Source organism: Burkholderia sp. MSMB1498 (assembly GCF_001526245.1).
Classification (GTDB): Bacteria; Pseudomonadota; Gammaproteobacteria; order Burkholderiales; family Burkholderiaceae; genus Burkholderia; species Burkholderia savannae.
The window spans coordinates 32,390-45,344 of sequence record NZ_LOYJ01000017.1 but is presented as its reverse complement, the minus strand read 5'-3'; the positions used below and the strand labels follow the sequence as shown (position 1 = coordinate 45,344).

Annotated in this window: 13 protein-coding genes; 1 reads left to right on the top strand and 12 read right to left on the bottom strand. The window is 69.5% G+C overall.

The window, feature by feature from the left end; genetic code table 11:
• Nucleotides 1-18: 18 nt before the first annotated feature.
• Nucleotides 19-1,080, bottom strand: coding sequence for a D-alanyl-D-alanine carboxypeptidase family protein (locus WS91_RS04215; RefSeq protein ID WP_059669797.1), 1,062 nt, complete (start codon nucleotides 1,078-1,080; stop codon nucleotides 19-21).
• A gap of 348 nt (nucleotides 1,081-1,428) precedes the next feature.
• Here WS91_RS04215 and WS91_RS04210 point away from each other — a divergent pair, with 348 nt between their 5' ends.
• Nucleotides 1,429-2,145: a dienelactone hydrolase family protein gene (locus WS91_RS04210; protein ID WP_059669818.1), complete on the top strand. Its 717-nt coding sequence runs from the start codon at nucleotides 1,429-1,431 to the stop codon at nucleotides 2,143-2,145.
• A 612-nt stretch (nucleotides 2,146-2,757) separates the two neighbouring features.
• On the opposite strand, the gene WS91_RS32055 is transcribed toward WS91_RS04210, so the two are convergent.
• From WS91_RS32055 to WS91_RS04155, 11 genes are all read right to left on the bottom strand, one after another.
• Nucleotides 2,758-4,029, bottom strand: coding sequence for a lytic transglycosylase domain-containing protein (locus WS91_RS32055; protein ID WP_231751969.1), 1,272 nt, complete (start codon nucleotides 4,027-4,029; stop codon nucleotides 2,758-2,760).
• Nucleotides 3,932-5,074, bottom strand: coding sequence for an EscU/YscU/HrcU family type III secretion system export apparatus switch protein (locus WS91_RS04200; protein WP_059669796.1), 1,143 nt, complete (start codon nucleotides 5,072-5,074; stop codon nucleotides 3,932-3,934). Before WS91_RS04200 ends, WS91_RS32055 begins: the two co-directional genes overlap by 98 nt.
• Nucleotides 5,071-5,853, bottom strand: coding sequence for a type III secretion system export apparatus subunit SctT (gene sctT, locus WS91_RS04195; protein WP_038747827.1), 783 nt, complete (start codon nucleotides 5,851-5,853; stop codon nucleotides 5,071-5,073). Before sctT ends, WS91_RS04200 begins: the two co-directional genes overlap by 4 nt.
• A gap of 10 nt (nucleotides 5,854-5,863) precedes the next feature.
• Nucleotides 5,864-6,133 carry an EscS/YscS/HrcS family type III secretion system export apparatus protein gene (locus WS91_RS04190; RefSeq protein ID WP_038747825.1) on the bottom strand — a complete coding sequence of 90 codons (270 nt, stop codon included), beginning with the start codon at nucleotides 6,131-6,133 and terminating at the stop codon, nucleotides 5,864-5,866.
• An 18-nt stretch (nucleotides 6,134-6,151) separates the two neighbouring features.
• On the bottom strand, nucleotides 6,152-6,802 hold the full coding sequence (gene sctR, locus WS91_RS04185) for a type III secretion system export apparatus subunit SctR (RefSeq protein WP_038747822.1): 651 nt from the start codon (nucleotides 6,800-6,802) through the stop codon (nucleotides 6,152-6,154).
• An 85-nt stretch (nucleotides 6,803-6,887) separates the two neighbouring features.
• The gene (locus WS91_RS04180) at nucleotides 6,888-8,024 is read right to left on the bottom strand and encodes a FliM/FliN family flagellar motor switch protein (protein WP_059669795.1); all 1,137 of its coding nucleotides are present in this window, start codon (nucleotides 8,022-8,024) and stop codon (nucleotides 6,888-6,890) included.
• A complete protein-coding gene (locus tag WS91_RS04175; protein ID WP_059669794.1) occupies nucleotides 8,005-8,580 on the bottom strand; it encodes a hypothetical protein in 576 nt (191 codons plus the stop codon). Before WS91_RS04175 ends, WS91_RS04180 begins: the two co-directional genes overlap by 20 nt.
• Before the next feature lie 16 nt (nucleotides 8,581-8,596).
• Nucleotides 8,597-8,944, bottom strand: a complete 348-nt coding sequence (locus WS91_RS04170; RefSeq protein WP_226383140.1) for a hypothetical protein — start codon at nucleotides 8,942-8,944, stop codon at nucleotides 8,597-8,599.
• A gap of 8 nt (nucleotides 8,945-8,952) precedes the next feature.
• Nucleotides 8,953-10,374: an EscN/YscN/HrcN family type III secretion system ATPase gene (locus WS91_RS04165; RefSeq protein WP_231751968.1), complete on the bottom strand. Its 1,422-nt coding sequence runs from the start codon at nucleotides 10,372-10,374 to the stop codon at nucleotides 8,953-8,955.
• Nucleotides 10,361-12,448, bottom strand: coding sequence for an EscV/YscV/HrcV family type III secretion system export apparatus protein (locus WS91_RS04160; RefSeq protein ID WP_059669793.1), 2,088 nt, complete (start codon nucleotides 12,446-12,448; stop codon nucleotides 10,361-10,363). Before WS91_RS04160 ends, WS91_RS04165 begins: the two co-directional genes overlap by 14 nt.
• Entirely contained in the window at nucleotides 12,445-12,813 is a 369-nt protein-coding gene (locus tag WS91_RS04155; protein WP_226377295.1) for a secretion protein, read from the bottom strand. The genes WS91_RS04160 and WS91_RS04155 overlap by 4 nt, the downstream gene beginning before the upstream one ends.
• Nucleotides 12,814-12,955 lie beyond the last annotated feature (142 nt).

The following is a 12,955-nucleotide window of genomic DNA, read 5'->3' as shown; positions in this document are numbered from 1 at the left end:
CGTCGCGCTACGCGAACGTCACAGCATGCGCGCCCGATCTTCCGCGCGGTGCTCGCCGGCCCGCGCGTTCGAGCGGCGCGCCCCCGTCGCCGCGGCTGTAGCGGTTGTAGCTGCCGCAGCGGTCGTAGCAGTAGTAGCTACCGTAGCTGCCGTAGCGGTCGACGCCGCCGATTCGCCGCCGCCGAGCGACGCGAAGCCCCAGTCCAGGAGCTTGCCGGCGTCGGCGAGCCGCTGCTTTTCCGTCGGCTCGCCGAGCAGCACGGCGATCACGCGGTGCAACGCACGCGAGCCGGCGATGCGGCGCTCCGCGGTGACGACCATGCACCAGCCGGCCGCGTTCGTATGGCCCGTCTTCATGCCGTCGACGGTCGGATCGGTACTCAGCAGGCGATTCTTGTTCGTCTTCGAGAAGGTCCCGTATGCGAAGCTCCGCTGTGACGAGAACGCGTAGAACGCCGGAAAATCCCGGTTCAGATGCTGCGCGAGAATCGACAGATCGTGCGCGGTCGAATAGTGATCGGGCGTCGTGATGCCCGACGGCGACACGAAATGCGAATCGCGCATGCCGAGCCGCCGCGCCGTGTCGTTCATCCGCGCCGCGAAGCCGGCGGGGCTGCCGCCGATCCGTTTCGCGAGCACGAGCGCCGCGTCGTTCGCCGACGCGACGATCAGGCCGCGCACCAGATCGCGCACGCGAACGTGCTGGCCGGGCGTCAGATACATGCGCGCTTCGTCGCTGCCGACGGACGCGATGTCGCCGGCGGAAACCGCGACGGTTTCGTCCCAGCGCAGCGTCCCGCGTTCGAGCGCGTCGAACGCGAGGTAGGCGGTCATCAGCTTCGTGAGCGAGGCCGGTTCGCGGCGCGCGTTCGCGTTGTGCTCGCCGAGCGTCGTGCCGGAATCGGCGTCGACGACGAGCCACGAAACGGCGCTCGTCTGCGGAGTCGGGCGCGCGTGCGCGCGGCCCGGCGCGACGCAGGCGGCCACGACGAGCAGCGCGCCGAGCATGCGCGGCGGCGGTGCAGGCAGCGTTCGTGCGGAGCGGGGCGTGGCGGTTGTCGAGGGGAGCGCGTTCGTCATGGTGTGGGTGGGGCAAGCGGATGATGGAAAACGGATGCGACGCGAGATCCGGCCGGCGGCTCGCGAAAGCGGCTTGAACGGCGAAGCGAAAATCGCCGGTGCTGCAACGACAAGGTCGAATTATATTTTCGTCGTTTCCGACGGAACGTATTCAAATGTGTTTTATTGTCGCGGTATGAGCGGATAGGTGAAACGCGCCGCTTGGTTGATGTTGGTCAAATTCGTCGCATCCGGTCGAGACGCTCGATTTGGGCGCGCGCGCCCGCGCCATTTCATGCATCGCCCCGGCCTGGGCATCGTCGCGAAAGCTCAAGACGATGACCTTCCGTCGGGCAAGGAGAGATGAAGTTGGAAACACGCACGATAGTCTACGAATGTGAAGGGACCCCGCTGGCGGGCTATTTCGCCGACTGTGCGCCGCACGTGGAAAAGCCCGCGATCCTGGTCGCGCACGAGGCGTTCGGAATGAACGAGCACATACGGGCGCGAACGAGACGCCTGGCCGACCTCGGTTATGCGGCGTTCGCCCTGGATATGTACGGCGTCGAGGGGCTTTCGCTATCGGAGGCGGTGAGCCGCCATATCGAGTTGATGTCCGCGCCGGGCCTCATGCTCGCTCGGGCGAGCGCGGGGCTCGGACTTCTGATGGCTCTGCCCGGCGTCGATCGCAAGCGGGTGGCCGCGATCGGCTTTTGCCAAGGCGGAATCAGCGTGCTGGAACTCGCGCGCAGCGGGGCGCCCGTTCGATGCGTCGTGGGTTTTCATCCCGGCCTGAAGCGTCCCGCAGGCAGCCCGGATCAGCCGATCCAGGCCAAGGTTCTGATGATGATCGGCGATCAGGACCCCGATGTGCCGCCGCAGGACCGCGCCGCCTTCGCGGCGGAAATGCAGGGAAAGCAGGTGGACTGGCAGCTTCACCTCTTCGGCGGCGTCGGGCATGCGTACACCAATCCCGACGCCGATCGACTGAACAAGCCCGGCTACGGCTTCAATCCTTCCGCGGACGAGCGGTCGTGGCGGATGATGCTCGCGCTTTTCGACGAGGTGTTCGGCGCGCTTGCTTGATTTTCGCCGCGTCCGGTGGAAATCGGCTTGCCTGCGGCGGGCCGTCGCGAACATCGCGAACATCGCGAACGAGCGGTGCAGGTCGGGCGCTTGCGACGAGAACGCGTGGTGCGCGCGGAGAATCACGAGCGCTGTCGAGACACAATGCGCGCGTCGATGCGCAAAGTCGCGAGGCGGGGGCGTGGCTGGCATGGAGCCGATTCGGCGCGGCCGTCGGAGCACGGGCGGGCGTTGACGCGGGCGGCTCGCGCGACAGCGCAACGAAGGAAATCGATGTCCGGGGATGCGCCGTGCACGACGAAGCGCTGCATCGCTGCTGCACCGAAACACCGAAACACCGAAACACCGAAACACCGAAACACCGAAACACCGAAACACCGAAACACCGAAACACCGAAACGCCGCTCGTCAAGGATGCCGGACGTTCCACCGGCTCGCGCGCACGCGCGCCATGCGACGAACTCGCCCTTCGGCGCCCGATGCGTACGCCGATACCGTTCGAGCCGCGCGCCGAGCAGATCCGCCGATGCGGGCTGCGGCCGATACGTCTGCGCGATCGGCGGCGCGACGCACTCGCCTCGACGCGCACGCGCAGCCGCGCGCATGCGCGCGTCACGGCGCGGAACGCGCGGGCGTCGACAGCAGCAGCCCGCCGAGTTTCGCGAGGAGCGCGCCGGCGGTGAGGCGCGGCGCATCCGGGCGCGCGGCGCGCGGGCGCGTCGCGGCATCGACGCTCGCGCGGGACGAACCGTCGCGTCGCGCATCGTCGGGCGGCGGGCATGCGCTGCGGTAGCACGCGAGCACCTGCCGCACGTAGTCCTGCGTTTCCCGATATGGCGGAATCCGGCCGCGGTACTTGCGCACCGCGCCTTCGCCCGCGTTGTACGCGGCGAGCGCGAGCGTCAGGTCGTCGCCGAATTCGCCGAGCAGCCATTTCAGATAGGTCGCGCCGGCGCGCAGGTTCGCATGCGGATCGCGCAGATCGTCGAAGCCGAAGCGCGCGCCCGTGGCGGGAATCACCTGCATCAGGCCGGTCGCGCCCTTCGGCGATATCGCGTTCGCGTCGTAGTCGGATTCGACGCGGATCATCGCGTGCAGCAGCTTCGCGTCGAGACCGAATTCCCGGGCGACCGTCGCGACGAGCGCGTCGTAGCGCGTGGGGCGCGACGGCGGCGCCGCGGCGGACGCGAGAGGCGCGGCGGGCGACGCCGCGTTTCGTGATGCGGCCGCCTCGACGGTGCGAACGTCGGTATCGTCGGCGAGGCTCGCATGTTCGTGCGATGTCGGGCCGGAGGATCGCGAAGGCGAAGCGGAAGTCGACCGCGGGGGCGACGCCTGCTTCGCCGCATGTCCCGCCGAGTCGTCAGTCGAGTTTTCCGTCGTGTCTTTCGTGGTGTCTTTGGCGGTGTCTTTCGCGGTGTCTTTGGCCGTGTCCCTCACCGAGTCATTCCCCGAGTCCTTCGCCGTGTCGTCGGCAAGCGCCGCGCGAGACGACGCAAACGCGCGTGCGGCCGCATCGGCCGGCTCGATGGAGGGCGTCGCGGCGTTCGTCGAAGGCGGAGCGAACGCCGAAAGCGCGGCCGTGTTCGCATCGGAGCGACCGCCGGCCGCCGCACTCGATTCCTCGACGTCCTCGACGTAAGGCGTCCAGACGAGCGGCGCTCGCGCCTCCTGCGCATGCGCGCTTCGCGCGTCGATGCCGACGGTCGCGAGCGCGAAGGCGATCGCGAGCGCCCGCGACGTGCGCGATGACGCAACCGCCAGCGGAGCGCGCGCCGCACGACGCTCAGCCGTTTGCATCGTTGCGGGAAGAATGTGCGCGTTCGTCTCGCGCGACGCGACCGCCGTCATCACGACCGCAGCCATCGTCATCGCTGTCGTCATCGCCATCGTCGTACGGCAACTGCATCGCGACGCGCAGCACGTGCGCGACGGCCTCGAACAGGTCGGGCGGAATGCGCTGCCCGACGCCGAGCCGGCTCGCGAGCGCCCGCGCGAGCGGCACGTTCTCGACGACGGGCACGCGCTCGCGCTCGGCGAGCGCGACGATGTGCAGCGCCATCTCGTCGCGGCCGATCTCGATCACCTCGGGCAGCGGCGTCTCGTCGCGCCGGTAATAGAGGCACACGGCGACGTGCGTCGGGTTGCGCACGACGACCGTCGATTTCGCGACGTTCGCGGCGAGGCTGCCGCTTTGCACCTCGCGATGGATCTCGCGCCGCTTGTGCTTGATCTCCGGGTTGCCTTCGGAATTCTTGAATTCCTGCTTGATGTCCTCGAGCGACATCATCAGCTGCTTCGTCGTGTTGTAGCGCTGGAACGCTAAATCGGCGATGCCGAACACGACGTAAAAGCCGATCAGCGCCGCCCACATCCAGTACAGCAGCTGCGTGCTGACCGCGAGCCCGCATTCGACGCTGCAAAGCGGCAGGAACTGCAGCGACGGCGCGTACTGCCGGATCAGATAGAAGAAGATCGCCGACAGCACGCCGACCTTGAACAGCGATTTCGCGAATTCGAACAGGCTCTTCAGCGAAAACATCTGCTTGAAGTTCGCGAGCGGATTGATCTTGTCGAGCGACGGCTTGATCGCGTCGACGGCGAGCAGCGGGCCGATCTGCGCGATCGCCGCGACCACCGTCGTCGCGATCACGAGCGCCGCCATGCCGAGCGTGAAGCGGATCAGCGCCGCGCCGAGCGCGCGCATCCAGCGCGCGGTGGCGGCGGCGAAATCGTCGTTGACGACCGCGATCGACACGTCGACGAGCGCCTCGAACGCCTGCAGCAGATGCGCGCCCTCGAACAGGAAATAGCCGAGCAGCACCGCGAGCTGCACGCCGCTCGTGATCTCGGCGCTTTTCGCGACCTGGCCTTTCTTGCGCGCGTCGGCGAGCTTCTTCGCGGTCGGCTTTTCGGTCTTCTCGCTCATTGCAGCATGCCGCAAAGATGCGCGATGCGCTCGGGCAGCCGCGCGATGTCGGCGAGCGGCAGCCGGAACGCGAAGCTCGCGCACATGACGACCAGCAGCAGCGCGAACGCGCTCTTGATCGGCATCGACAGGAAGAACACGTTCAACTGCTGCGCGGAGCGGTTGACGAGGCCGAGCGCCATGTCGACGAGGAGGATCGCCGCGAGCGCCGGCATCGCGAAGCGCAGGCACAGCTCGACCATCAGATGCCACTGCTGCGCGAAGAACGCGAGCGCGCCGGGGCCGAAGTGGAGCGCGGCGCCCGGCGGCAGCGTCGCGTACGACGCGTAGATCGTCGCGATCAGCGTGTTGAACCCGCCCGACACGAGAAAGAGCAGCGTGAACACTTGCGAGAACACCATCCCGAACGGCGACGACTGCGCGCCGAGCAGCGGATTGAGCACGCTCGCGATCGACGCGCCGCGCGTCGTGTCGATCAGGAAGCCCGCCATGTCGAGCGCCCAGAACGGGATCGCCGCGCAAAAGCCGATCAGCGCGCCGATGCACAGCTCGCCGAATGCGAGCCACAGGTAATGCGGCGTGCCGCCGGCCGCCTGGGGCAACGCCGGCCAGGCATCGTGAAACGGCAGCACGGGCAGCGCGATCATCAGCGCGAGTGCGTTGCGCACGAGCGCGCCGCCGAGCGTGGCCGGCGTGAAGACGGGCAAGATCAGCAGCGCGCCGAACGGGCGCAGCATCGCGATCGCGACGATCGGCAGCCATTGGACGAGCGTCTGCATGGGCGGCGCGCTACGATCGCATCCTGCCGATCTGATCGAAGCTCTGCAGCGTATAGTTGACGAGCACGTCGCCCATCCAGTGATACGTCGCGGCGAGCGTGACGGCGACGGCGAGCAGCTTGATCAGGAATTGAATCGTCTGGTCCTGCACCTGCGTGAGCGCCTGCACGAGACTCACGAGAATGCCGACGACCGACGCGACGACGACGACGGGCAGCGACAGCAGCAGCACGAGCCACATCATCTGCGCGGCGAGCTGGGTGACGACGGCTTCGCTCATGCGTGGCGGCGCGCGGCGTCAGGCGAACGACAGCAGAAGCTGGCCGATCAGCTTCTCCCAGCCGTGCACCAGCACGAACACGAGCAGCTTGAGCGGCAGCGCGATCGTCATCGGCGACACCATCATCATCCCCATCGCCAGCAGCACGTTCGACACGATCAGATCGATCGCGATGAACGGCAGGAACAGCAGCAGGCCGATCTTGAACGCTTCGATCAGCTGGCTCACGGTGAACGCGGGCAGCAGCACGAGCAGCGAATCGTCGGGAATCCGGTTGCGGTACGGCTCGGGCCAGGTCTTGTGGCCGATGTCCGCGAAGAAGCGCACCTGGTCCGGCGCGGTGTTGCGCTCGAGAAACGCGCGGTACGGCGCGAGGATCGTCTTTTCGACCTGCTGCGTGAAGTCCGGCGCGTCGATCCTGACCGGATGCGCGGCGACGTTGTCCTGGATCGCGAGCCCGACGGGCGCCATCACGAACATCGTCAGCACGAGCGCGAGCCCGTGCAGCGCGATGTTCGGCGGGATCTGCTGCGTGCCGAGCGCGTTGCGCAGCAGCGCGAACACGACCGACAGCTTGAGGAACGACGTGCCCAGCACCACGAGCAGCGGCAGGATCGACAGTGCGAACAGCACGGCGATCAACTGGAGGGGCTGGTCGAAAAGGTTCATCCACGAATCCGGAAAGGGCGATACGCGACGCATTATCGGCGCGCGTCGCGCGCCGACCCATCCGGCCGACACCTGAAGTCGCGCGTCATGCGGGCAGCAGATGCTCGATGCGCACGGCGAGGCGCCCGCCGATGTCGAGCAGCGTGCCGCGTGCGAACGGCTTGCCCGCGACCTGCAGCGTGACGAGCCCGTCGGGCTGCGCGGGGCCGTCGAGCACGTCGCCCGCGCGCAGGCTCGCGAGCCGCGCGAGCGGCACGTCGATCGTCGCGACCTGCGCGACGACGCGCACGCGCGCGTCGAGCCGCAGCGGCGGGGCGTGTCCTTCGTGCCCGTCGTGCATGTCGGGCGCATCGAACCCGTCGGCCGCGCCTCGCGCATCCGGCAGCGCGGCAGGCTCGACATCGATGTCGAGCCAGTCATCGAACGTATCCATCGTCGTTCCAATCGTGTAAGGGCCGTGCCGGCAATCGAGCACGGTCGCGAGCGGGCGCTCGGCGAAGAGCGCGAGCTCGCCTTGCGCAACCGCGTATGCGTGTTGCAGCAGCAGCGCGTCGCCTGCGCGCACGCGCGAGAGCGTCGCCGTGTCGACGATGCTCCAGCCGGCCGCGAGCGAGAGCCGGAGCGCGGGCGAGGCCGCGCGGCCGCCGTGCGGCGGCGTGCGCGGCGGCATGGCTGAAGAACCGACCGGCGAATGGGGCGGCAGATCGATCGGCTCCAAATCGATCGGCTGCGGATCGACCGGCAGAAAATCATCCGGCAGCGGATCGAGCCCGTTCGCGAGCCGTTCGAGCCATGCGAGCGGAGCGTCGACGATCCGCATGTCGAGCGCCGCATGCTCGCGCTCGATGCGCAGCGACCACGCGGGCTCGGCCGCGCACGCGCCGCGCTCGATCGCGTCGGCGCGCAGCCACGGCACGCCGAACGACGCGAGATCCGGCTCGATGCACGCGCACGTCCACGCGGCGAGCGCGCCGCGCAGCTCGACGGGCACCGCGTCCCAGTGCGGCACGCTCAGCACCGGCTCGATCCATCGGCACCACGGCGCGGCGTCGACCCATAGGCGCACGGGGCCGTCGTCCGTGCGCGCCGACAGGATCAGGCCGTCGCCGCCCGCGCGCAGAAAGCGCAGCGCGAGCGCGCCGTCGCCGAGCGCGAGCCGCCGGCCCGCGCCGACCGCGCGCAGCAGCGCGAGCGTCGTGCGATCAATCCGCAGCGGCTGCATCGGACCACTCCAGCGTGACGGGCTGCGCGAAACGTGCGGCGAGCGCCGCCTCGAGCCGGCCGCGCATCCGCCGCGCCCGCGCCCGCAAATGCGCGTGCTCGCCGCCCGAATCGAGCGCGACGACGAGCGCGCCGCCCGCGAAGCGCGCGCGCAGCGTGAGCCCGGCGAGCGGGCCGTTCGCGATGCGCAGCGTCAGCACGTCGGCGGGCGACGGGCGCGGCGCGGCGGGCGCGCCGTCGAGCCGCGCGCCCGCACCGGCCGCCGGCGCGCGTCGAGCGTGCGCGCGCGAGCCGGCGGCTGCGGCGCTCGAGCCGTCCGAGCCGCTCGAATCACCCGAGTCACCCGAGTCACCCGAGTCGTTCGTGCGGATCGCCGGCGCGTCGTCGGCGGGCGTGCGCGGTGGCCGCGCGTCGCCCGGCCCGGCGTCGAGCCAGGCGCAAAACGCATCGGCGGCGTCGCCCGCCGACATCTCGCTGCGATCCGGCGCGCGCGCGGCGTGCGGCGCGCACGGTCCGTACGATTCGCGCAACCGCGCGCCCGTCGTCATCGTTTTCACGGCGCACCTCGTCGCGTCATTCCAGCAGCGCGTTCAGTTTTTCCTGATCGACGAGCGCGCGGCGCAGCTGATCGAGCTGGCCGTCGCGTTCGAGCCGCAGCGCCTGCCATTGCGCGTCGACCGCCTCGATCCGGTCGGCGAGCGTCTGGTCGCGTTGATGAAAGCCCGCGAGCTCGCGCTTGAGCGCCTGCAGCGATGCGTAGTCGTGCACCGCGTCCTCGTCCGCGCACTCGCGCCATTCGACCCAAAGCGCGCGACGCGCCTCCAACAGGCTCGCCTTGCTTGCAAGGAGCGTCGCCTCCTGTTGCTCGAGCATCGCGAGCGTGCTGCGTATGCTGCGCTCGCGACGCTTCTTGATTGTCACGAGCGTGGTCAGCGTTGACCGTCCACCGTTGTCCATAACTGATCGATCGTCTGTTCAAACGTAGTCTTCTCCGTCACCGGCTGGCACAGGAAGCGGCGGATCGCGTCGCGCCGCGCGAGCGCGTCGTCGGCTTCCGGATCGCGTCCCGGCTGATATTCGCCGACCCGCACGAGCAGCTCGATGTCGCGATAGACGGCGTCGAGGCGTCTGAGCCGCGCGGCGAGATCCCGATGGCGCGCATCGACGATCTGGCTCATCACGCGGCTCACGCTCGCGCCGACGTCGATCGCCGGATAATGGTTCGCCTGCGCGAGCTTGCGCGACAGCACGATGTGGCCGTCGAGGATCGAGCGGGCCTCGTCGGCGACGGGCTCGTTCATGTCGTCGCCCTCGACGAGCACCGTGTAGAGCCCGGTGATGCTGCCCGTTGCGGCGGGCCCCGCGCGTTCGAGCAGGCGCGGCAGCCGCGCGAAGAAGCTCGGCGGATAGCTGCCCGCCGCGGGCTTTTCGCCGGCCGCGAGGCCGATCTCGCGCGCCGCGCGTGCGAAGCGCGTCAGCGAATCCATCATCAGCAGCACGTCGCGGCCCTGGTCGCGGAAGTGCTCGGCGATCGCGGTCGCCGCGTACGCGGCCTTCAGCCGCTCGAGCGCCGGGCGATCGGACGTCGACACGACGACGACCGCGCGCGCGCGCGCCTGAGGCGTCAGCACGCGTTCGAGAAACTCGCGCACCTCGCGGCCGCGCTCGCCGATCAGCGCGAGCACGGTGACATCGGCGAGGCTGCCGTCGCAGATCATGCCGAGCAGCGTGCTCTTGCCGCCGCCCGCGGCCGCGAAGATGCCGATCCGTTGCCCGCGCCCGCACGTGAGCACGCCGTCGATCGCGCGCACGCCGAGCGGCAGCGGCGTGTCGATCACCGCGCGCGCGAGCGGGCCGGGCGCCGCGCGATCGAGATCGATCCGCGCGGCGTCGGCGGGTATCGCGGGGCCGTCGTCGAGCGGCCGGCCGAGCCCGTCGACGACGCGCCCGAGCAGAAAATCGCCGACCGCAATCCGGTGCGGCCGCCCGAGCGCGCGCACCGCGCTGCCCGCCGCGATGCCGCGCGGTTCGGCGAACGGCGACAGCAGCGCCGCGTCGCCGTCGACCGCGACGACTTCGGCGTCGATCCCGCTCGGCTCGAGCCGGCACAGATCGCCGAAGCCGACGCCCGGCAGCGTCGCGCGCACGAGCGTCGGGCCGATCTCGACGACGCGGCCGAAGCGCACGCCGGCCTCGGGCGCGACGCCGCGCGGCGCGAGCCGCGCGTCGACGAGCGCGGCGACGCGCGCGCGATCAACTAGGCGATCAAGTAGGCGATCGAGCGAGCGATCGCGCGGGTGATCAGGCGGGTGATCAGGCGGGTGATCAGGCGGGTGATCAAGCGGACGCATCGGCGAGCTCCCCGATCAGATCGGCGGTGCCGATCACGCGCAATTCCGCCTCGTCGCCGATTTCCTGGAACGACAGCACGGGCAGATCGCCGAACTCGCGCTCGACCATCTTGCGCATGAAACGGCGCACGTCGATCGCGGTGACGAGCACGGTGCGCCGCAAATCGGCGTCGGCGAGCGCGCCTTGCAGGCGCGTGACGATCGCGTGCGTGTGCTCGGGCGCGAGCGACGAATACGAGCCCGCGGCCGTCTGCCGGATCGATTCGCGAACCATCGATTCGATGCGCTCGCCGATCATCCAGCAGCTGATCCACGGTTGGCCCGCGCGATGGCGCGTCGCGATGTGCCGCCGCAGCGCGACGCGCACGTATTCGGCGAGCATCACGGGGTCCTTCTCGCGCGGCGCCCATTCGACGAGCGCCTCGAAGATGCCGCGCAGATCGCGCACCGACACGCGCTCGTCGACGAGCCGCTGCAGCACGTCCGCGATCCGGCCGATCGGCATCTGGCGCTGCACTTCCTTCACGAGCTCCGCGTAGCGCGCCTCCATCGCGTCCATCAGGAAGCGGGTTTCCTGCACGCCGATGAACTGCGCGGCGTGACGCTCGACGACGAGCGACACGCAGTGCGCGACGCGCGCCTCGTCGCGATGAACGGTGACGCCGAGCGCGGCGAGCGCGTCCGCATGAGCGGGGTCGATCCATTGAAGCCGCAACTGCGCGAACGGCAGCGCCTCGACGCGCACGCACTGCGCAACGCTTGCGCTGCGCGCGTCGGCGAGCCATTCGTTCGCTGGCATCGCGAGCGTGAGAACGGGCTCCTGATAGAGCAGGATCTGCACGGCGTCGGCGGTGAGCCCGGCGTCGGCTTGCAGATGGATCTCGGGCAGCGGCAGGCCGAGCTGCTCGAACGTGCGCGCGCGCAGCGCGTCGAGCGCTTCGGCGAGCTTCGCGGGCCGCACCGCCGTTTCGCCGTGGCGGATCATCAACGGGATCGCGCCCGGCGTCAGCGCGAAGCCCGGCGAGCCGGGCGCGTGTGCCGCGAGCGCGCCCGCCGGCGCGGCCGCGCCGTGCGCCGCGGTGCCGATGCCCGCCGCGCCGCGCTTCGCGCGCCGGCGCAGATGCCACGCGCAGCCGAACACCAGCGCGGCGAGCGCGACGAAGTAGACGACGGGAAAGCCCGGCAGCAGCGCGAACACGAGCAGCACCGACGCGGCGAGCCAGAGCGCCTGCGGCTGCTTGCCGATCTGCTCGGCGAGATCGGCGGCGAGCGGCTGGCGCGTGTCGCCCGGCACGCGCGTGACGATGATGCCCGCGGTGATCGAGATCAGCAGCGCGGGAATCTGGCTGATGAGGCCGTCGCCGATCGACAGGATCGCGTACGTCGACATCGCCTGGCTCGCGCTCATGCCGTGCATGAACACGCCGACCGCGGTGCCGCCGAGGATGTTGACGAGAATGATGATGATGCCCGCGATCGCATCGCCCTTGACGAACTTCATCGCGCCGTCCATCGCGCCGTAGAGCTGGCTCTCCTTCTGCACGAGGCCGCGCAGCCGGCGCGCGTCGTTCGCGTCGATCGTGCCCGCGCGCAGGTCGCCGTCGATGCTCATCTGCTTGCCGGGCATCCCGTCGAGCGAGAAACGCGCGCTCACCTCGGCGACGCGCTCGGAGCCCTTCGTGATCACGATGAACTGAACGATCGTGATGATCACGAACACGATGAGGCCGACGCCGAGATTGCCGCCGACCGCGAAGCTGCCGAACGTGTAGACGATCTCGCCCGCGTCCGCCTGCAGCAGGATGAGACGCGTCGTGCTGATCGTGAGCGCGAGCCGGTAGAGCGTCGTGATCAGCAGCAGCGACGGGAACACCGAGAATTCGAGCGGATCGCGGATGTACAGCGACATCATCAGCAGGATGATCGACACCATCAGGTTGAACGCGATCATCAGGTCGACGAGGCTCGTCGGCAGCGGCACGATCATCATGAACACCGCGACGAGCAGCATCACCGCGAGCACGATGTCCTGGCGGCCCGCCGCGCGCGCGAGCCACGGCGCGAGCCGTTTCATGCGGCGTCTCCGGCGTGCGCGTCGAGCAGGCGCCGCATCGTCCGGTGGCCGGCCAGCCAGTCGTCGACGTTCGTGTCGCGCGGAAACGCGCAGCTCACGACGAGCTGCGTGCCCGCCGCGAACGCGCGCAGCACGAGGCCCTGCATGCGCATCGGATCGCACCGCGCGATGACGCGAATCAGCGCGTCGCGGCGGCGCGCGGCGTCCACCGCGCTCGCGAGCGACAGCGTGAGCCGCCCGCCGTCGACTTCGACGAAAAGGCGCGTACCCGCCACGGCGAATTCCATGCGCTCGGCGATGCGCTCGCAGGGCAAATCGAGCAGGCGCAGCAACTGCTCGAGTCGGCGTTCCGTTTGCAAATCCATTCGGTTCCTTCGTACGCCGAAGATGCGTCGTGAGACAAGGTCGAGACATCTTCGCGAATCGGGCCCGAGCGGGGCATACGGTAAAGACCTGAACCGGCCGGCGCGCGAAAATGCAAAATGCGATAATTACGCCGCAGATGTT

Coding starts and splice junctions, on each gene's coding strand:
- WS91_RS04215 (WP_059669797.1), bottom strand. CDS start 1,080: ATGACGAACGCGCTCCCCTCGACAACCGCCACGCCCCGCTCCGCACGA.
- WS91_RS32055 (WP_231751969.1), bottom strand. CDS start 4,029: ATGACGACAGCGATGACGATGGCTGCGGTCGTGATGACGGCGGTCGCG.
- WS91_RS04165 (WP_231751968.1), bottom strand. CDS start 10,374: ATGCGTCCGCTTGATCACCCGCCTGATCACCCGCCTGATCACCCGCCT.
- sctR (WP_038747822.1), bottom strand. CDS start 6,802: ATGAACCTTTTCGACCAGCCCCTCCAGTTGATCGCCGTGCTGTTCGCA.
- WS91_RS04200 (WP_059669796.1), bottom strand. CDS start 5,074: ATGAGCGAGAAGACCGAAAAGCCGACCGCGAAGAAGCTCGCCGACGCG.
- WS91_RS04190 (WP_038747825.1), bottom strand. CDS start 6,133: ATGAGCGAAGCCGTCGTCACCCAGCTCGCCGCGCAGATGATGTGGCTC.
- WS91_RS04160 (WP_059669793.1), bottom strand. CDS start 12,448: ATGAAACGGCTCGCGCCGTGGCTCGCGCGCGCGGCGGGCCGCCAGGAC.
- WS91_RS04180 (WP_059669795.1), bottom strand. CDS start 8,024: ATGCAGCCGCTGCGGATTGATCGCACGACGCTCGCGCTGCTGCGCGCG.
- WS91_RS04155 (WP_226377295.1), bottom strand. CDS start 12,813: ATGGATTTGCAAACGGAACGCCGACTCGAGCAGTTGCTGCGCCTGCTC.
- sctT (WP_038747827.1), bottom strand. CDS start 5,853: ATGCAGACGCTCGTCCAATGGCTGCCGATCGTCGCGATCGCGATGCTG.